The sequence below is a fragment of the Acidobacteriota bacterium genome, assembly GCA_016196035.1.
In the GTDB taxonomy this organism is placed as follows: Bacteria; Acidobacteriota; Blastocatellia; order RBC074; family RBC074; genus JACPYM01.
This window is the reverse complement of record JACPYM010000083.1, coordinates 1-19514: the sequence shown is the minus strand read 5'-3', so window position 1 is coordinate 19514 and position 19514 is coordinate 1. Positions and strand designations below refer to the sequence as shown.

The 19514-nt window shown below is 58.6% G+C and carries 14 protein-coding genes; 11 read left to right on the top strand and 3 right to left on the bottom strand.

All coding sequences use genetic code 11. From position 1 onward, the window contains the following. Positions 1 to 116: 116 nt before the first annotated feature. Complete coding sequence (locus tag HY011_24080; GenBank protein MBI3426021.1) at positions 117 to 2339, bottom strand: hypothetical protein; 2223 nt, start codon at positions 2337 to 2339, stop codon at positions 117 to 119. 945 nt (positions 2340 to 3284) lie between these two features. Here HY011_24080 and trmFO point away from each other — a divergent pair. The 3 genes from trmFO to HY011_24065 all read left to right on the top strand — a co-directional run bounded on the left by trmFO (position 3285) and on the right by HY011_24065 (position 6706). Beyond that, positions 3285 to 4646, top strand: coding sequence for a methylenetetrahydrofolate--tRNA-(uracil(54)-C(5))-methyltransferase (FADH(2)-oxidizing) TrmFO (gene trmFO / locus HY011_24075; GenBank protein ID MBI3426020.1), 1362 nt, complete (start codon positions 3285 to 3287; stop codon positions 4644 to 4646). A 350-nt stretch (positions 4647 to 4996) separates the two neighbouring features. Further along, complete coding sequence (locus HY011_24070; protein ID MBI3426019.1) at positions 4997 to 6055, top strand: VWA domain-containing protein; 1059 nt, start codon at positions 4997 to 4999, stop codon at positions 6053 to 6055. A 54-nt stretch (positions 6056 to 6109) separates the two neighbouring features. Continuing rightward, positions 6110 to 6706 carry a DsbA family protein gene (locus HY011_24065; protein MBI3426018.1) on the top strand — a complete coding sequence of 199 codons (597 nt, stop codon included), beginning with the start codon at positions 6110 to 6112 and terminating at the stop codon, positions 6704 to 6706. A 58-nt stretch (positions 6707 to 6764) separates the two neighbouring features. Here HY011_24065 and HY011_24060 read toward each other — a convergent pair whose 3' ends face one another. Next, positions 6765 to 8006: a M20/M25/M40 family metallo-hydrolase gene (locus HY011_24060; GenBank protein ID MBI3426017.1), complete on the bottom strand. Its 1242-nt coding sequence runs from the start codon at positions 8004 to 8006 to the stop codon at positions 6765 to 6767. A 188-nt stretch (positions 8007 to 8194) separates the two neighbouring features. Next, positions 8195 to 9757 (bottom strand): choline dehydrogenase, encoded by a 1563-nt coding sequence (locus HY011_24055; GenBank protein ID MBI3426016.1) that lies wholly within the window; start codon positions 9755 to 9757, stop codon positions 8195 to 8197. A gap of 228 nt (positions 9758 to 9985) precedes the next feature. Between HY011_24055 and HY011_24050 the strand changes: the two genes are divergently transcribed. From HY011_24050 to HY011_24015, 8 genes are all read left to right on the top strand, one after another. Further along, positions 9986 to 10447 (top strand): hypothetical protein, encoded by a 462-nt coding sequence (locus HY011_24050; protein ID MBI3426015.1) that lies wholly within the window; start codon positions 9986 to 9988, stop codon positions 10445 to 10447. Positions 10448 to 10623: 176 nt separating this feature from the next. Next, complete coding sequence (locus HY011_24045; protein ID MBI3426014.1) at positions 10624 to 10869, top strand: redoxin domain-containing protein; 246 nt, start codon at positions 10624 to 10626, stop codon at positions 10867 to 10869. A gap of 9 nt (positions 10870 to 10878) precedes the next feature. After that, a complete protein-coding gene (locus HY011_24040; protein MBI3426013.1) occupies positions 10879 to 11205 on the top strand; it encodes a redoxin domain-containing protein in 327 nt (108 codons plus the stop codon). Positions 11206 to 11434: 229 nt separating this feature from the next. Beyond that, positions 11435 to 13939 carry a protein kinase gene (locus tag HY011_24035; protein ID MBI3426012.1) on the top strand — a complete coding sequence of 835 codons (2505 nt, stop codon included), beginning with the start codon at positions 11435 to 11437 and terminating at the stop codon, positions 13937 to 13939. Positions 13940 to 14261: 322 nt separating this feature from the next. Then, the gene (locus tag HY011_24030) at positions 14262 to 15653 is read left to right on the top strand and encodes an MBL fold metallo-hydrolase (GenBank protein ID MBI3426011.1); all 1392 of its coding nucleotides are present in this window, start codon (positions 14262 to 14264) and stop codon (positions 15651 to 15653) included. Positions 15654 to 15738: 85 nt separating this feature from the next. Continuing rightward, positions 15739 to 16272 carry a gamma carbonic anhydrase family protein gene (locus HY011_24025; GenBank protein ID MBI3426010.1) on the top strand — a complete coding sequence of 178 codons (534 nt, stop codon included), beginning with the start codon at positions 15739 to 15741 and terminating at the stop codon, positions 16270 to 16272. After that, complete coding sequence (locus tag HY011_24020) at positions 16269 to 16841, top strand: pseudouridine synthase (GenBank protein MBI3426009.1); 573 nt, start codon at positions 16269 to 16271, stop codon at positions 16839 to 16841. Before HY011_24025 ends, HY011_24020 begins: the two co-directional genes overlap by 4 nt. A 130-nt stretch (positions 16842 to 16971) precedes the next feature. Beyond that, entirely contained in the window at positions 16972 to 19368 is a 2397-nt protein-coding gene (locus HY011_24015) for a protein kinase (protein ID MBI3426008.1), read from the top strand. Positions 19369 to 19514 lie beyond the last annotated feature (146 nt).

The window sequence follows — 19514 nt, the reverse complement described above, 5'->3', positions numbered from 1 at the left end:
ACCACAAACGACGTACACCTACGGCTTGAGCGAATGGCAAGGAACAGAGTGCGGGATTGCATGATCCCCGCGCGCTCCGCGTTTGAACGGAGCGCGCGGGGAAGGAGCGAGTTGGCCTATGGGCCGCAAGCAAAGGCCTTGCTGTTGTTGATGGCGTCGAAGGCGTTCTTCGCCATCTCTTGCGTAGCTTTCACCTGCCCATACCAATTGCTGCCGCCACTGTTAGATTGGCTCGCTGCATAAGCGAGCATTTGTAGCACAGTGGGACATGTCGCGTTGCCAAAGACCGCGCTCACATTTTGATAAGCGCCGTTGCATGTCCCGACGCCGTTAGCGTCATCAAGCATCGGGCAGACGACGGTGAGGTCTAGGCGGACGTTCCCAAGCGGCGCCGGGGCGTTGATCTTGTTGCCGCCCAGCACCGGATTGCTGAAGTACACATCCAACGCCGTCGCCAGCATTTGCGCTTTGAGCATCGGGTTCATGGTTGTGCCGGCAGAAGTGGCCGCCTTGACGACGTTGTAGACGTAGAGTGCAACCTGCGCCGGAGTGGCTGTCGCGCTGAGGTCCTGGAAGGGCGCGAACTGTCTTAACCACGTGCCCGCATTGGCGACTCCAGCGGTCGCCGCACCGCCCGTGATGATGCCCTGTCCATTCTTGTTCTGCCAGAAGCCTTTTGTCAGCCCGCCGCAACTGGTGCACTCAACCGTGATGCTCTGGCTGGCCTGGCTGGTATTGTTGCAGGCATCCTTGGCCGTCCAGGTACGCGTAATTCTGTAACTGCCGCAGAAGCCATTCGTCGTAACGTCAGCATAACTAAGCGAGACTGCGCCGCCGCAGTTGTCGCTCAACGTCGGGGCATTGAACACAGGCGTTGCCGGACACAGGATCGGCGTGCTGACATTGGCCAACGTAATGGTCGGGCCTGTGGTGTCGTTGACCGTGATGGTTTGCGTGCGGTTGGTGACGTTGCCGCAGGCATCGGTGACGTGATAGGTCCGCATGATCGTGTAGCGATTGGCACAGGTCAGATTGCTGATTACGTCAGGGTCATGGGTAACCGTCACGGCGCTGCAATCCGTGGCCGTCACTGCGGCATCATTAGCCGGGGGCACCGCGCTCGCGCACGAAACGGTCGTGTCCGCCGGGAACCCGGTGATCGTCGGCTTAGTGGTATCTTGGATCGTGATAGTTTGCGTGCAGGTGGCAGTGTTACCAGCGCTGTCCGTGGCCGTCCACGTGCGGGTGATAATCCCTGTGGCGCCGCAGGCCGGAGCAAAAGAATCGGACGAGGTGACCGTCGCGCATACGGCCACAGCGGAACCCGTCGCGGCAGGGGAGGTGTCAGCGCCGCACTCGACCGTCACATTCAATGGGCAGGTAATTTGTGTGCATTTGACGTTGAAAAAGTCGAGTTTCAACGTGTCCGTGAGAGCTACGGTTCCTACCCAGCACACCGCTGAACTTACGGATTGCGCGGTAGCAGCTAACGTATTACTACCGTCAAACGCCTGAGCGCCCACTTTCGGTCCTGTCTGGGCATACACGGGACTCGCGGGCAACATTTCGCAAGCCGTATAGGTCGTTCCGACAGGCAAGGCCAAACCCCAGTCTCCAGTCGCGCTGGTTTGCGTTGTCACCATGGTGTGGGCGGCATCACCGAGCGTGACTTTGATCGTTATGCCTTCAATCCCAGGCTCGTTTGCATCAAGCATGCCATTGGTATTCGTGTCATAGTATTTTTTGCCGCCAATCCCCGCGAGTTGCGGCCCGCCAGGGTTTTCCTTGCACTTGAAGTTGTCAGTCTTGGTGTCACTGTTGCTGAAATTCAAGTGTATCCCATCCGCCGCAACCGTCGTCGCGGGTGTTTGCATAATCAACCAGACTTTGTATTCGCCGCCCGGATTGGTGGTGGCGTTGAACGGAAACAGTCTGACGGGCGTGGTGCCGGTGATCGGGTTAGTTGTCCCGTTAAGGTGTGCACACGCACCCGAAAGCGGCGAGGCGCCTGCAATCACGCCTCCGACTACCATTAACTGCCGACACGCCGCCGGGTCGTTTGAAAGCAGGTCGCCGTTTGGCGTCGTCACCTGAAAATAATAGGTACCGTCAGGTAGCCCTGGCCCATTCTGATTCTGGGGGCCGCCGTTTAGGTAGACCTGGTCGCACTTGTCATAAATGTTGTGGTTGACGGCAGAGGCATCTGACATGCTGGTATAGATGGCGCCGGAAAATTGTTGTGCGGCATCGTGCGTTGGGGTGAAAGATAGCGCGGCCAAGGCCAGCGCTATCAGAGCAACGAGGGGCAGAAAGAGTTTTGGAGTCTTTCTTGTTTTCATAATAACTCCTAGTCATTCCTTTGCTGGGCGGGCCAGCGAGATTGAGGGATGAGCGAGCCGCGCTCGCTACGATAAACCAGGGAGGGCGAAACCGGTGATGGCGCTTTGGTGAACTCAAGGTGCGTGTCCTAAAGATCAACCGCGTTAGCTGTCTAGGGCCGATGTTTGAGAACTTGAACTCTCAGCAACTGCGGTGAACACCGGGTTTCAAACAAAGGCAGTACTACGCGTTTGTCCCACACAAGCGTGCAGGTACTTACCTTTCACTTCCTTGCAGGGCAACGGTTTACGAACAGACAGGCTGACCTACAGCCAATGAAAACTTCTTTGGCCGCAGGTCAGCCGACAGTCGCCAGCAAGAAAAGAGGCAGCGTCATCAGTGCTTCTGCCGGGGCGCTAAATTTAGACGAATGGGGATACTCAACTTGCAAGGTTGAGTCGTTACATAAACGGCCAACATTGGCGGCACGGGGCATGCGCCGCTTTGGCACTAAATCGTTGCGGCTAAGCAAACTACTCCGCCCGCAACTGAAGTTGACCGCCGCTGAAATCTGTACTGCTTTGCTTTGCTCGTGAAATTCATCAATTGACGATTTGCAGACAAATCATACTGTGGGGTTGTGATTTGCCGATGTCGCTTTCAGGCGGGGTGCCAGAAAAAATAAACCCTCCCACCCTGCAAACCCTCAATTTAGCCAAGGCCAAGTAAAACCGCTTTACCTATTCATTATTCCCGTGAAATTTCGTTGGAGATTTTTCTTACAAGAACAATCTCCAAGCTCGCCGCCGCGCAGTATAGGCGGCGTAATGGGACAGCACAACTGGAAATTAGAAAGAACACTCTTTTTCTGCCGCTCCCGGCGGGTGCCGGGCTGGCCCATCACATCTGCCCGGCGCATCTGCTATGATCGCGGCCTCAAGTATTCATGGTAGACGGGAGTAGTTATGGCTGACGAGAAACTCGTAAACATCATCGGCGCCGGACTCGCCGGTTCCGAAGCCGCCTGGCAGGCGGCGGAGCGCGGTTGCCAAGTGCGCTTGTTTGAAATGCGTCCGCAACGCGCGACGGGTGCGCATCGCACCAGCCATTTCGCCGAACTGGTGTGCAGCAATTCGTTGAAAACCGACGAACCCGCCAGCGCGCCGCGGCTGCTGAAAAATGAAATGGAGGCGGGCAATTCGCTGCTCTTGCGCATCGCGCGACAAGTCGCCGTACCGGCGGGCGGGGCGTTGGCTGTTGACCGCGCGCAATTCTCGCCGCTCATCACCGAAACGCTGCACCAGCACCCCAACATCGAAATCCATCGCGAGGAAGTGAGCACGATCAACCCGGACGAAATCACTGTCATCGCTGCCGGGCCGCTCGCTTCGCCCGCGCTGGTCGCGGCGATTGGCAAGCTGACGGGTGAGCGCGACCTGTATTTCTTCGACGCCATCTCGCCGATTGTTGAGGCCGACTCGATCAATTACGACATCGTCTTCAAAGCCGCGCGTTACGGGCGCGGCGGCGACGATTATGTCAATTGCCCGCTCGACAAAGAGCAGTACGAACGCTTTTACCACGAGTTGATCGCCGCCGAAAAAGTCATGCCGCACGAGGGCATGGAGGAAGAGGCCAAATACTTTCAAGGCTGTTTGCCTATCGAAGAGACGGCGCGGCGCGGCATCGAGACGCTGCGTTACGGGCCGATGAAGCCGGTCGGGCTGGTTGATCCGCGCACCGGGCAAGTGCCGTATGCCTGTGTGCAGTTGCGCATGGAAAATCTGCTGGCCGAGGCCTACAACATGGTCGGGTTCCAGTGTCATTTGAAATGGGGCGAGCAACGGCGCGTGCTGCAACTGATTCCGGGGCTGGAAAACGCCGAGTTCATCCGCTTCGGCCAGATGCACCGCAATACTTACATCTGTTCGCCAAGATTGTTGCGGCAAACCTTGCAAATGCGCGCCCATCCGCGCGTTCTGTTTGCCGGACAGATTTCCGGCATCGAGGGTTACACCGAGGCGATGGCGACTGGCATGTTGGCCGGCATGAATGCCGCGCGCTTGGCGTTGGGACAGGAACCCGCCGCGCCGCCGCGCGAATCGGCGCTGGGTTCGCTGACGTTTTATCTGGCCAACGCCGATGCTGATAATTTCCAACCGGCCAACACGACCTTTGCGTTGTTGCCGCCGCTGGAAGATGTCGCGCGCCGAAAACTCAAACGCAAAGCCGAGCGCCATCGTATCCAGGTCGAACGCGGCTTGCAGGCGTTTACCGCGTGGTTGCGCGACATCGGCGAAGTAAAAGAGCTAGCCAAGAGTGTTTGAGCGTGAAGGCGAATGGCATGGAGTTCTGACTTCAGTCCAATGAGGTTAAGTTAAACCTGAAGCCCTGAAAGGGCGATATTGAATAGCCAGAGGCAACGCCCCTGGACCCGGCGCGCAATGATTATTAAGCCCTGAAAGGGCGAAATTGCGTGTGTTTATTCCGCCCTTTCAGGGCTTGGTACCATACGGTGTTTGGTTGACCCAGGGCGTTGCCCTGGGCTACTAAACTCTGCCCTTTCAGGGCTTTGGGCGGAAAACCCTAAGCTTAACCTCATTGGCCTTTAACCTGTGGCCGCAACGAACAGCTTGGAGGTTAAACCTCAGGCTTATTTTTCAGCGAAAGAACATAGATGACGAAGCCAAACAGGTTGGCAAGTGCAATGTTGGGTTGTTTGCTGAGCGTGCTGTTGTGCGTGCCGCTGCTTCATTCGCATGCTCAGAGCGGCCGCAACAAACAAGACGAGAAGCGCCCGGTCAAACCCGTCCCCTTGCCACCCCTGCCCAAACCGCCGGTAACCGCGCCCGAGCAAAAAGAAGAAGCCATCCGCATCAACACCGATCTGGTCACCGTCGTCACGAATATCATTGCTCCGGCGGGCGGCAAAGCCAGCGATTTGCAGCGCGAAGATTTTGAAGTGCTGGAAGACGGCGCCGCGCAGGAACTGACGATCTTTACGCGCGAGAGCGAAGCGCCATTGCGTCTGGTGATGCTCTTTGACACCAGCCTGAGCGTGGCGCCGCGCTTGGCCTTTGAAAAGAAAGCCGCCGCCAAATTTTTCGAGCGCCTGATTCGCCCACAGGATCAGGCCGCGCTCTTTTCCGTTGCCACCGATGTCGTCTTGCAGCAGGAATTCACCAACCGCGTGCCGCTGCTCACCAACGCCACCAAACAACTCAAAGCCGGGGGCGCGACCTCGCTGTATGACGGCATCTATCTGGCCGCCGATTACCTGAAACCCGCGCGGGGCCGCCGCATCATCGTGCTCATCACCGACGGCGGCGACACGACCAGCGCCAAGACGCTGAAACTCGCCTTGCAACAGACGCAGGGCGTGGATGGCGTGATCTATGCCATTTACACCGGCGGTCTGTGGAATTCGCAAAACCTGCGCGATCTGGCCGCCGAACGCGCGCTGGCCGCCTTGACCAAAGAGACGGGCGGCGAGGTTTATCACCCCAAACTGGCCGACAACGACGACGCCGCGCCCGACGACAATTCCGATCACGCGCTGAAAGAACTGGACGCGGCCTTTGCCAAACTGGCCGATGAATTGCGCACGCAATACATTCTCGGTTTCTATTCCAGCAACGAAGCGCGCGACGGCGGCTTCCGCAAACTCGCAGTCAAAATCAAAAAGCCCGGCTTCAGCGCGCGCGCCCGCGCCGGGTATTACGCACCCAAAGGCTAAGCATTCATGTCCATCGTCATTCAGGTTTTTTCCGATTACACCTGACCCTTTTGTTTGCTGGGGCAGGTCGCCCTCAACCAGGCTGCCGCCAAGACTGGCGCTGAAGTCGTCTGGCGCGCCTATCAATTGCGCCAGGCAGGCCCGCCCCGTATGGAACCGCGCGGTGAGGCCATGAACCAGGGCTGGCGCGATACCGTGCTGCCCAGCGCAGCGGCGCTGGGCGTTGAGATGCGGCAACCCTCGCGCCTGCCGCCCACCCGTTACGCACATGAAGCCGCCGCCTGGGCGCGCGCACAAGGCCGCTTTGCCGCATTCCACGCCGCGATTCTGCGTGCTCATTTTGTCGAAGACCTGGACATTGGCGCGATTGAAACGCTGCAACAACTGGCCTGGCGTTTGGGCATGGATGCGGCGGATTTGGGTGCGGCCTTGCGCGCGCAACGGCACGCCGAGGAAGTGGACGAGGATTTGTTGATTGCGGAAACTTACGGCGTGCGCGGCGTCCCTGCGTTTGTGCTGGGCGGACAGGTATTGTTTGGCGTGCAGGAAGAGGCGACTTTGTTACGCGCGCTTGAAGCGGTTCGCAACGGGGAGCCGGTGGCGGTGACGCAGCCAGCGCCTTTTGTGCCGATTACGATTCAACGGAAATGACGGTCTCCCTCGTGGTCGCGAATTTATTCGCGCCAGTCCGTAACGAATAAATTCGCGATTACGAGGGGGCTATCCCGGTCATCCCCAAGATCAACAACAGCGCCCGTTTGTAACCCAACTCTCGGCCAATCGGGTCATACCATTCCGTCAGCCGGTGCGAATCCGCCGACACGCCGCCCGCGCCCAGCGTGATGGCGGGAATGCCAAGGCTGATCGGGATGTTGGCGTCGGTCGAAGCGCGATTGAGTAGTGGCCGGATGCCCAAGGCTTGCGAAGCCTCGATGGCGCATTGCACCAGCGGCGCATTTTTGGGCGTTTCCCCGGAAGGCCGGTGGCCGATCATTTGCACCTCTACCGATAGCGTCTTGCCCGCCGCCGCACGCAAATTGTTTTCCGTTTCCGCCGCCTGTTGCACCGCGCGCAACAGGAAATCTTCCAGGCGGCCCAACTCCAATTCTGACGCCGAGCGCAAATCCACATCCAGCCGCGCCCATTCGGGAATCACATTGACCGATTCGCCGCCTTCGATGCGCCCGCAGTTGTAAGTCGTGCGCGGTTCCGTAGGCGCGCGGTAATCGGCCAGCTTGGCGATGACGCGGCCCAGCGCGTGCACCGGATTGACGACGCCAAAGTCTCCCCAACTGTGCCCGCCCGGCCCGGCGAAGGTGATGCGAAAGCGTTTCGACCCCAGCGCCTGATGCGTGATGAATTCGATGGCCGTGCCGTCAAAAGAGATAAAGCCAGCCACCCGCCCCGCCAGCTTGCCCGCGCTGAACAGATAGCGCACGCCGCGCAAATCGCCTTCACCCTCTTCGCCCACTGTCGCGACAAAGGCGAGGCCGCCGCGCGGACGAAGCTGCGCGGCCTTCAGCGCTTCAATCAAACCGATGAGCGCCGCCAGCCCCGCGCAATCGTCGGCAATGCCCGGCGCGCACAGCCGCGAACCGCTGCGTTTGACCGTGACATCGGTGCCTGCCGGGAAGACGGTGTCGAGGTGCGCCGAGACGACCAGCAAAGGCTGCTCGCTTTCACTGGGATAAAAGCCGATGACATTGCCTTCGGCATCGGTGTGCACATTGTGCAATCCCAATTCGCTGAAGCGCTGCGCAAGGTAGCGTCCGCGCGCTTGTTCCTGAAACGGCGGCGCGGGGATTTCGCAAATGTGGATGAGTTCGTCGGTCAGGTGGCGCTGCTGTGTGTGGATGAACTCGCAGGCCTGGCGGATGCGTTCATGGCGCAGCAATGCGGCGGCGGCTGATAGGTGATTGCGGTCGGCGAATGTGAGCATGGTTCCGGCCATAAGCGTTGATTCCTGAATGTTGCTTGATGGATGGATTGTTTCTGCTGCCCCGTAAAAAAGCAAATTAGGACTTACGCAAAAGCTGGAAACTTTGCCACAGAGACACAGAGACACTGAGATGTTTTCGGATAGGCCAAGCCTTTTCTTTGTGGCTCTGTGTCAATGGCCTGCCAAGGTCCATCAAATGCCTATCCGCGCAACAGGTCTGCCGCTTTCTCGGCCAGGGCCACGACCGGCGCTTGTGTATGACCTGTCGTTTGAAACGGAATCACCGACGCATCCACCACGCGCAAACCGTCTATGCCACGCACCCGCAATCCTTCATCCACCACTGCCAGATCATCAGTGCCGATCCGGCAAGTGCCGACCGGGTGATAGATCGTTTCGGAGGTGCGGCGAATATGTTCAGCGAAATCTTCGTCGGTACGGGCTGCGGGGCCGGGCCACCATTCTTTGCCACGGAATGTGCCGAACGTATTGGAATGCAAAATCTCGCGGCTGACCTTGATGCCCTCGACGACGGTGGCGAGGTCGGCTTCTGCGGTAAAGTAATTGGGCTGAATCACCGGCGCGGCAAAGGGATCATTTGAACGCAGCCGGATTTCGCCCCGACTTTCGGGATGTTGCAAGGCCACGCCGATGGCGAAGCCGTGCAGGTCGGGGTTGGCGAAACCGTTGTCCATATAAAACGTCGGCGCAAAGGCCAGTTCCAAATCGGGCGCGGGCAGCCCCGGTTTGGTTTTGATGAAGGCGGCGGCCTCGCACACGTTCGAGGTCAGTGGGCCTTTTTTGAAGACCAGATAGTTCAGAATGTTTTTGAAGTTGTCGGCTTTGTACAACGAGAGCGGCTGGTTGCATTCAAACTCGACGCCGATCAGCGCGTGGTCTTGCAGGTTCTGGCCGACGCCGGGCAGGTCGGCGATGACGGGAATGTCGTGGGCGCGCAAATGCTCCGCCGGGCCGAGGCCGGAAAGCAGCAGCAGTTGCGGCGAATTGATCGTGCCGCCGCTGAGCAGGATTTCGCGTTCGGCGCGCACTGTTTCTGGGCGTTGCGCGACGACGAATTCGACGCCCACGGCGCGCGGGCCATCAAACAAAATGCGCGTGGTGTGTGCGCCGGTGCGCACGGTCAGGTTGGGGCGCGCGAGCACGGGTTTCAGAAAGGCGGCGGCGGCACTGTGGCGTTGGCCGCCTTTTTGATTGACTTGAAAGACGCCTGCGCCCTCTTGCACTGCGCCGTTGAAATCGGGATTGGGTTGAATGCCAGCCGCTTTGGCAGCTTCGACAAAAGTTTGCGTCAGCGGATTGACGCAGCGCTGATCGGCGATATGCCAAGGGCCGCCCTGGCCGTGATATTGGTCGTTCAGGCGTTCGTTGTGCTCGGACTTTTTGTAGTAAGGCAGGAGGTCGGCATAACTCCAGCCGTTGACGCCGATCTCGGCCCAGCGGTCGTGATCGTGCGCGTTGGCGCGGCTATAAACCATCGCATTGATCGAACTCGAACCGCCCAGCACTTTGCCGCGCGGCCAGAAGACGCGGCGGTTGTGCAATTGCGCCTGCGGTTCGGTCTGATAGGCCCAATCGCATTCGGTCTTGAACAGCTTGTTGAAGGCCGCCGGGATTTTGATCTCTTGCTTTTTGTCGAGGCCACCGGCTTCGAGCAGCAAGACTTTGACTGCGGGATCGGCGGTCAACCGGTTTGCCAGCACGCAACCGGCGGCGCCTGCGCCAATGATGATGTAATCGAACATGGTGTTCCTCATTGAATGGGTTGAATGGATTGGTGCCGCGCATTGTCAACCGTCGCCAGATGCTTGTCCATTGCTGCATCGTGCGCGGGTGTCTAGCTGATTATTTTTCGGCCAAGCCCTGGCCTGCGCGCTCCAATGCTGCGAACCAAGCCTGCCGCACCCCCCGGTCAGGCTGTGCTGGCGGCGCCGTCCGTAAATTGGCGTTAGCCGTTGCTTGAAGGAGGAATTATGCAGAAATTCGCAGCGACGATTTTTACCTTGTTAGTCATCTGTGGCTTGAGTTTTATCCCCGCCCAAGCGCAAGGCCGCTATCGCGGCAAATTTTATTCAAAGGCGGACGTCAACCGCATCATCGTGCGCGTCGAAGAACGCAGCGATGCCTTTCGCAAATCCGTAGACAACAATCTCAATCATAGCCGTTTGGATGACACCCGGCGTGAAATGCGCATCAATACCCAAGTCGCGCAATTCGAGACCGCGTTGGATGAATTGCGCCGCGAATTCGACCGGCGCGACACCTTCCGCGAAGTGCGCCGCGAGGTCGAGCGCGTCATGCGCCAATCCGACGAGATCAATGCGCTCATGCGGGCGGGCCGCTTCAACCCGCGCGTCGAACAGCAATGGCGGCTGTTGCGCGCCGATCTGAACCGGCTGGCAGGGATTTACGAATTGCCGCTCTTGCGTGGCTAAATTCAAAACAACCTGGTTAGTGTGCGCCGGTGAGCCGTGAGGGTTGCCGGCGCTTCGTCTTTTGGGAAAGCGTTGTAACCGCCGATTGCATCGCCGCGTACCTTGCTGTCTAATGGCCGCGTTTCCGCAATCCGATTAACCGACCAACCCTTTAACCAAACGAAGGAGAACCGCAAATGCTAAAACCAATGCTGGGTCTGGCCCTGTTGCTGAGCTTGTGTGTGGGCGCGCTGGCGCAACAACCCGCACCAGCCGCCCAAGCGCCCAGGCCGCCCGCGATCAAAACCAATTTGAAAGTTGGCGATGTCGCACCCGATTTCAACTTGCCGGGCACGGATGGCAAGACCTACAAACTGAGCGATTTCCGGGGCAAGAAAAATGTCGTGCTGGCCGTTTTCGTACTGGCCTTCACCGGTGGCTGAACGCGCGAAATGAAGGCGTATCAGGCTGATCTCGCCAAATTCGCAGACACCGACACCCAGATTTTCGGCCTCAGCGTGGACAGCGTGCCCGCGCTTAAACATTGGTCAGAAGAACTCGCGCCCGAAACCAAAGGCCTTTCCTTCCCGATCCTGAGCGATTTCGTCTCGCGCAAAACCGTCAAAGATTACGGCGTCTTCAACGAAGCGACCGGTTACGGCTCACGCGCGACCTTCGTCGTGGATAAAGAAGGCAAACTTTCGTTTATCGAAGAAGGCAACACGGCGGTCAATCCGACGCAAGCCTTTGACGCGTGCAGCATGTTGAAAAAGAAATAGCGGTTGCAATACGCCACTTGCCCGTCAACTAATGGCTTGGCGGAATAAAGGATCGGTTTGGAGGGATGAATCCACGCCGATCCTTTTTTGCGTAAGGACGGGTGTAATGGCTCTTAGAAACCTGCGGCCCTTGGCGTGACGAATTTATTCGTGACGAAGCAGCAGAAATAAATTCGCTACTACTGAGGCGAGCCGCTTACTGACACCCTCTGTACCGAGGTCAACCATCGTGATCGGACAAACCATTTCCCACTATCGCATCGTCAACCGCATTGGCGCGGGCGGCATGGGCGAGGTCTATCTCGCCGAAGACGTTCGCCTGGGCCGCAAGCTCGCCATCAAACTGTTGCCCGAACAGTTCACCCAGGACGCCGACCGCGTGCGCCGCTTTGAACTGGAGGCCCGTGCCGCTTCGGCGCTCAACCATCCGAACATCATCACCATTTACGAAATCGGCCAGCACGAACACGCGCATTTCATCGCCACCGAATTTATCGAAGGCGACACGTTGCGCGACAAACTGAAAAAAGGCTTGAAGCTGAGCGAGACGCTCGACATCGCCGTGCAAACCATGAGCGCGCTGCAAGCGGCGCATCAGGCCGGCATCATCCACCGCGACATCAAACCCGAAAACATCATGCTGCGGCCCGATGGTTACGTGAAGCTGCTCGATTTCGGCCTCGCCAAGCTCACGCAAAACGAAATGGAAACCGGCGATTTGGAAGCCGCGACGAAATCTTTGTTTGAGACGCAACCCGGCATGGTGATGGGCACCATCGCGTATATGTCGCCCGAACAGGCGCGCGCGCAGCGGCTGGATGGCCGCACCGACATTTTCAGCTTCGGCGTCGTGCTGTATGAAATGATCACTAGCCAGCGTCCGTTCGGCGGCGCAACGGTCAGCGACATGATCGCCTCGCTGTTGACGCAGGAGCCAACGCGCTTGTCACAACGGTTGCCGGGTGTGCCGGGCGAATTGGAACAGGTCGTCGCGCGCATGCTGGCCAAAGACATCGAGAAGCGTTATGCCGGCGCGCAGGAAGTGCTCGCCGATCTCAAACGCATCAAGGCCCGCGTCGAAGTCGGCGATGACGACACCACCACGCGCGAACTCGGCGTGCCGCAACCCGCCGCCGCCGATTCGTTTGAAACGAACGTGGGCGCGCCGGTTTCTTTCGAGACGACCAAAGGCACGGCGGCCAACTTGGGCGTGGCTTCGGCGGCAAATGCCGTACAAGCGACCAATCTGCTTTCAGCCATGCAACCCGCGCGGCGGCGTAGCCGGTTGCTGGCGGCAATCGGGGTGTTAGCCTTGTTGGCAATCAGCGCGGCGGGGTATTTCGTCTGGCAACAACGCGCCAGCAAAGTGGATTCGATCGCGGTGCTGCCGTTCCGTATCAACGATCCGCAGGCCGAATATCTGAGCGACGCCATCACCGAACAAGTCATTGACGCGCTCTCGCAAGTGCCCGACCTGAACGTCGTCGCGCGCAGTTCCATTTTGAAATACAAAGGCAAAGACACCGACCCGGTCGAACTCGCCAATCAACTCGACGTGCGCGCCGCCCTGACCGGCGAAGTCACACGGCGCGGCGATGAAGTCATCGTCAACACCGAACTCGTTAGCACCGCCAACCGCCGCCGTCTGTGGGGCGAACGTTATGTGCGCAAGCTGACCGAATTGATTTCGCTGCAAGACGACATCACGCGCGGCATCACGCAAAAGCTGCAATTGCCCGTCAACAACCTGCCCGCCGCCGACGTGGCAAAAGCGGGCACCAAAGATCAAGAGGCGTACCGGCTCTATCTGGAAGGCCAATACTATTTCAATCAGGGCACGCCCGAGGCCAAGCACAAGGCCGACGAACTGTTTGAAGCCGCCGTCGCGCGCGACAGCAAATTTGCCGCCGCCGCCGCCGGTTGCGCCGCCTGTCACGCCGACGGCGCGGATCAAATCACGCCTGACAAGGCGATGGACAAGGCGCGCAAGGTCGCCGAATACACGCTCTCGCTTGATCCGAAATCGGTGGACGCGACATTGACGCTCGCCAAGGTCAAGCTGCGTTACGATTGGGATTTCAAAGAAGCCGAACGCCTGTTCAAACACGCGCTCGAATTGAATCCGAAAAGCGCCGAAGCGCATCAGCGTTACGCTGAATTCCTGGCGCTGATGGGCAAGCCCAAAGACGCGCTGACCGAAATCTGGACGGCACGTAAACTCGATCCGCAATCGCTAGCGATCAATACCGACATCGGTACGCTCTCGTATTACGCCAGCGATTACGAACACGCCGCCGAACACTTTCAAAAGTCGCTCAAGTTGGATGAAAAATTCGCTGCCGCGCACACCGGCCTCGGTTTGGTTTACGAACAGAAAGGCCAGCCGCAACCGCTGGTCAACGAATGGATTCAAGGCCGCCAGTTGACGAGCCAGCCGGAAAGCTATCTCGACAGCTTGAAACAGGCCTTTGCCCAGGGCGGTATCCAGGCTTTCTGGCAGCGCGAACTGGAACATCTGCAAACCGAAACCAAGGGGCATTATGTCGCTGCATCCGCCATCGCCGCTCTGCATGCGCGTTTGGGCGAGACCGATCAGGCCTTTGCCGCGTTGAAGCAGGGCTTGGCCGAGAAAGACGGCGGGATGGTTGAATTGAAGGTTGCGCCGGTTTTTGCGTCATTACGAAATGATGCGCGCTTCGGCGAAGTGCTGAAGCGTGTCGGCTTGGCGAACTAGATCGGGTTCACAGCGGTATCTGGGAAAAGTCGCGCAGCGGGACAGTACCGCGCGCGTGAGCAAGCGGCGCGTCAAGCTAAGCCGTTGACGGAGTTCCGCAGGCTCCGCTTGCTCACGCGCGCGGTACTGTCCCGGCCCAACCCGCTCCCGTAAACGCAATTACAAAACGCTCTGACAGCATTGGCAGACAGAAAAATGAGGGGCAGCAAAATGGACACGGCCGTAAGCCTACATTTTGCTGCCCTTCATTTTTCTGTCTGCGGCTTGATTGAAGAATCAGCACGAACGCGGCATATTGGCCGCCGCAACCACGGAGGACTTTATGACTTACATTCAATTTCTCGGTGCCACCCAAACTGTCACCGGCTCCAAACACATGCTCGAAGTGGACGGCTATCGCACGCTGGTGGACTGCGGTTTGTTTCAAGGCTTGGCGCAATTGCGCCAACGCAACTGGGACCCGTTTCCGGTCAATCCGCGCAGCCTGAATTCAGTCATCCTGACGCACGCGCACATTGACCATTCGGGCTATTTGCCACGGCTGGTGCACGACGGCTTTGACGGCAAGGTCTACGGTACGCCCGGCACGGTCGAACTGGCGCGCGTGATGCTGCCCGATTCGGCGCGCTTACAGGAAGAAGATGCTTCATACGCTAACAAGCAGGGCACCTCGAAACATCATCCCGCGTTGCCGCTCTATAGCGAAGAGGACGCGAATGATGCGTTGCAGTTGTTTGAAGCGGTGAATTATCACAAGCGCGTGCAATTGACCAAAAAACTGGGGTTCGAATTCGTCACCGCCGGGCACATCCTCGGTTCCAGCTTCGTCAATTTTGAAGTCGAGTGCACCGACGGCGCGACCCGCCGCCTAGTGATGACCGGCGACCTGGGCCGTTACAACGAACCGATCATCCACGATCCTTCCAACGTCGAGGAAGCCGATTACATCGTGGTCGAATCCACTTACGGCAACCGCGAACATCACCAGTTGGATGTGAAAGCGCACCTGGCCGACATCATCAACGAGACCGTCAAACGCGGCGGCCACATTCTGGTGCCCGCCTTTGCCGTGGGCCGCACGCAACTGCTGGTTTATTTGCTGCGCGCGCTCGAAGACGAAAAGCGCATCCCGCAACTGCCCGTTTATGTGGACAGCCCGATGGCTGTGCAGGCGACGCGGCTCTATCTGCATCACAAAGAAGATCACGATCTGGAGATGGCGGCGCTGGTGGATGAGCATCGCAACCCGCTGGCGACGCACCGGTTTTATATGTCGAAGACCGTGCACGATTCCAAAGCCATCACGGCCAGCCGCGAGCCTTCCATCGTCATCTCGGCCAGCGGCATGGCGACCGGCGGACGCATCCTGCATCACTTAACCAAACGCCTGCCGGATGAGCGCAACACCGTGATCTTCGTCGGCTATCAATCGGAAGGCACGCGCGGACGCCGCCTGCTGGACGGCGAAAAGGAAATCAAGATTTTCGGCCAATATGTGCCGGTGCGCGCCCACATCGAGAATTTGCCGAACCTTTCCGCCCACGCTGATTACCACGAGATTCTGCGCTGGCTGTCAGGTTTCAAACATGCGCCGAAGAAAGTGTTTTTGGTGCATGGCGAAGTGGACGCAATGATGTCTATGAAGCAGAAAATTGAAGAGAAGTTTGGTTGGTCGGTGGAAACGCCGACTTATCAACAGAAATTTGAGCTTTGAAATTGAACCACGGAGGACGCGGGGAGCATTTGCGAATGCCAAAGCTATCCCCGTGTTACCTGTGGTTGATTTCTTTATGGATACTATGATTTTTGAGTACTCAGGCAAGCGCCCGCAGATCGGGCAAAACGTTTTCATCGCGCCGACTGCCGCCATCATCGGCAACGTGATCATCGGTGATGGCGCCAGCATCTGGTACGGCGTCGTGTTGCGCGGCGATGAAGGCCGCATTGAAATCGGGCGTGGCAGCAACGTGCAGGACAACTCCGTCATTCACACGACCCCCGAAATTCCGACGATTATCAAAGACGATGTAACCATCGGCCATGGCGCGTTGCTGGAAGGGTGCACCATCGAGCACGGCGCGGTCGTCGGCATGGGTTCGATTGTCTTGCATAAGGCGGTTGTCGGTGAAGGCGCGATGACCGCTGCGGGCAGTGTCGTGACGCCGGGCACGATCATCCCGCCGCGCACGCTGGCCGCCGGTTCGCCCGCTATGGTCAAGAAAGAGCTTTCGGGCGCGGCGCTGCGTTCGGTCGAACACAGCACGCTGGCCTATCACCATCTGCGCGATGTTTATCGCCGGCAAGGGCTGGACGATCCCGCCAGCGCGCTATGAGCCGCTTGCTCCTCTTCAACAAACCCTTCCAAGTGCTCTGCCAATTCAGCGGCGGAGAGGGCCGCGCCACACTTGCCGATTACCTCAATGTGCCCGCTGTCTACCCGGCGGGCCGCCTTGATTACGACAGCGAAGGGTTGTTGTTACTGACCGATGACGGCGCATTGCAACAGCGCATCGCCGACCCGCGTTTCAAATTACCCAAGACCTACCTCGTCCAAGTCGAGCGCGTGCCCGACGCAGCCGCGTTGCGCCAGTTGCGGTGCGGCGTGGAGTTGAAAGATGGCCTGACGCGCCCGGCGCAAGTCGAATTGACCGAAGCGCCTGCTGTCTGGGAACGCACGCCGCCGATTCGCGTGCGCAAAAACGTGCCTGCTGTCTGGTTGCGGCTGACGATTGCCGAGGGCCGCAATCGTCAGGTGCGGCGGATGACGGCGGCGGTGGGGCATCCGACGCTGCGGCTGATTCGCGTGCAAATCGGGCCGTGGGCATTGGGGGCATTGTTACCGGGCGAGTGGGGCGAGATTGAAGCGCCGCACAACTTACCAGAACTCCAACCAAAATGCTGAGAAACGGCACTGGTGGCAGGTTGGCGAACACGTGGCAACGCGCGCAAAGAAAATTCGATTACGCCCGGCTTCCTTTGTCGCTTGGCCCCTTTGTGGTTGAAACTATGCCCAGCATTCAAACACATCCAAGATGGCTGAATCACTGGCTCCCGAAACACAGCTCGCGCATTACCGCATCGTCTCGCCGCTCGGCGCGGGCGGGATGGGCGAAGTCTATCTGGCCGAAGATAACCGCCTGGGCCGCCGCGTCGCGTTAAAAATCCTGCCGGTTGAATTCACCAAACACCCCGAACGTGTGGCGCGCTTTGAGCAAGAGGCGCGGGCGGCTTCGGCGTTGAATCATCCGAACATCATCACGGTTTACGACATTGGGCGGCACGCCGGGCGGCATTTCATCGCGTTTGAATACGTCGCCGGTGTGACCTTGCGGCAACACCTGACGGGTCAGATGACGCTGGGCGAAGCGCTGGACATCGCCATTCAAACCGCCGCCGCGTTGCAGGCCGCGCACGAAGCGGGCATCACGCACCGCGACATCAAACCTGAAAACGTGATGCTGCGGCCCGATGGCTATGTGAAGGTGCTCGATTTCGGCCTCGCCAAATTGACGGAAAAGTCCGAAGGCAAGTTTGACCCGGAAGCGGCAACCAAGCTCAAGGCGCATACCGACCCCGGCATGGTGATGGGCACGGTGCGTTACATGTCACCCGAACAGGCGCGCGGCCAGCGCGTGGATGCGCGCAGCGATATTTTCAGTTTGGGCGTGCTGCTGTATGAAATGATCGCGCGCCGCTTGCCGTTTGACGGCGCGACGGCCAGTGATGTGATCGCCGCCATCTTGCGCGAAGAGCCGGAGCCGTTGGCGAACGTGGTGACCAATCTGCCGGCGGAACTGGGATGGAGTGTCGCCAAGGCTTTGCGCAAGAACTGCGAAGAGCGCTATCAGACGATCAAGAGTCTGGGCACCGATTTGCGCCAGATCAAAACGCGGCTGGATGTCGAAGCGGCGCTGGCGAATCTGAGTTCGTCTGACATTGCCGCCCGCACGACGGGCAGCAGTAGCCTGAGCGAAGCCGTTACTGTCGAATTCAACAGCGCGGCAGCGAAGTCCGCCACCACGCGCCGTCCGCGCAAAAGCAAAACGCCCAAAATCATTGATTCACTCGCCATCCTGCCGTTGATCAATGTCAGCAAAGATTCGCAGATGGAATATCTCAGCGACGGCATCACCGAAAGCATCATCAACAGCCTGGCGCAATTGCCCAAGTTGCGCGTCGTGCCCGCCAGCACCGTGCAACGTTACAAAGGCCGCGTCGTTGATCCGCAACTGGCCGGGCGGGAATTGAAAGTGCGCGCCGTGCTGACGGGCCGCGTGCAACTGGTGGCCAACGCGTTGATCGTCAAAACCGAATTGATTGACGTCGCCAACAACGCGCAACTCTGGGGCGAACAGTACCGCCGTCAAATGACCGACATCTTTGCCTTGCAAGACGAAATCTCGCAGGAGATCAGCGCGCAACTGCGCTTGCAATTAACCCGCGAGGAAAAGAAGCGGCTGGTCAAACGCTACACCGACAACACCGAGGCTTATCACCTGTATTTGAAAGGCCGCTATTACAACAGCAAACGCACGCCGGAATGGATTCGCAAAGGCATCGAACACTTCCAGCAAGCGATTGATCTCGATCCCAACTACGCGCTGGCTTATGCCGGGATGGCCGATTCGTATGGGTTCCTGGCCTCTTCGACCGGGAACCTGCCGCCGCGCGAAGCCTATCCGAAAGCCAAAGCGGCGGCGTTGAAAGCGCTCGAATTGGACGAGGCACTGGGCGAAGCGCATTGCTCGCTGGGTTTCTTTCATTTGCTCTACGACTGGGATTTTGCGGCGGCGGAGCAGCAATACAAACGCGCCATCGAACTCAGCCCGAACTATCCCAACGCGCACGACGGCTATGGCTTTTATCTGAAAGCCACCGGGCAGCACGAAGCCGCCTTGCACGAATGCAAATTGGCGCAGCAACTTGATCCCTTGTCGTTGTTTTCCACGTTGAGCGTGGGCTGGGCCTATTATTTCGCGCGCCGCTTTGACCACGGGCTGGCGCAGGGGCGCAAGGTGCTGGAACTCGATCCGAACTTCGGCTTTGCCTATGCGCACGCCGGATTGTGCCATTTGCAGTTGGGCCAATTTGATGAGGCGGTCGCTTCCATGCGCAAGGCGGTCAATCTGGCCGGTGGCAGTCCGAACTTTCTGGCGTATTTGGGCCACGCGCTGGGCCGCGCCGGGCAGCATCGCGAAGCGCGCCAGATGCTGGCGCAATTGGAACGGTTGCGGAAACGGCAATATGTGTCGGCGTATTTTTCGGCCATGATCTATCTAGGGTTGGGCAATCGGCACGAGGCGCTGACGTGGCTGGAAGAGGCATATGAAGAACGTTCTGGATTTTTAGCATTCGTGAAAGTGGAGCCGATGCTGGATGTGGTGCGGGGCGAGGAACGCTTTGCGAATTTGCTGGCGCTGATTCATTAAGCATGAATGAATATAGCTTTTAAGAAAAAGAATTTCCGAAAAGTCCCAAAGGGACGATCAGCCAACAGCCCAGGGTGAAGCCCTGGGGAGCCATGCAAATGGTGGTGCGAAGCCCTGAAAGGGCGGCAGCCAAGCCTCTGGCTGCT

Excerpts from the sequence above, each read along its gene's own strand:
- HY011_24080 (MBI3426021.1), bottom strand. The coding sequence starts at position 2,339 with ATGAAAACAAGAAAGACTCCAAAACTCTTTCTGCCCCTCGTTGCTCTG.
- trmFO (MBI3426020.1), top strand. The coding sequence starts at position 3,285 with ATGGCTGACGAGAAACTCGTAAACATCATCGGCGCCGGACTCGCCGGT.
- HY011_24070 (MBI3426019.1), top strand. The coding sequence starts at position 4,997 with ATGACGAAGCCAAACAGGTTGGCAAGTGCAATGTTGGGTTGTTTGCTG.
- HY011_24060 (MBI3426017.1), bottom strand. The coding sequence starts at position 8,006 with ATGGCCGGAACCATGCTCACATTCGCCGACCGCAATCACCTATCAGCC.
- HY011_24055 (MBI3426016.1), bottom strand. The coding sequence starts at position 9,757 with ATGTTCGATTACATCATCATTGGCGCAGGCGCCGCCGGTTGCGTGCTG.
- HY011_24050 (MBI3426015.1), top strand. The coding sequence starts at position 9,986 with ATGCAGAAATTCGCAGCGACGATTTTTACCTTGTTAGTCATCTGTGGC.
- HY011_24045 (MBI3426014.1), top strand. The coding sequence starts at position 10,624 with ATGCTAAAACCAATGCTGGGTCTGGCCCTGTTGCTGAGCTTGTGTGTG.
- HY011_24040 (MBI3426013.1), top strand. The coding sequence starts at position 10,879 with ATGAAGGCGTATCAGGCTGATCTCGCCAAATTCGCAGACACCGACACC.
- HY011_24030 (MBI3426011.1), top strand. The coding sequence starts at position 14,262 with ATGACTTACATTCAATTTCTCGGTGCCACCCAAACTGTCACCGGCTCC.
- HY011_24025 (MBI3426010.1), top strand. The coding sequence starts at position 15,739 with ATGATTTTTGAGTACTCAGGCAAGCGCCCGCAGATCGGGCAAAACGTT.
- HY011_24020 (MBI3426009.1), top strand. The coding sequence starts at position 16,269 with ATGAGCCGCTTGCTCCTCTTCAACAAACCCTTCCAAGTGCTCTGCCAA.
- HY011_24015 (MBI3426008.1), top strand. The coding sequence starts at position 16,972 with ATGGCTGAATCACTGGCTCCCGAAACACAGCTCGCGCATTACCGCATC.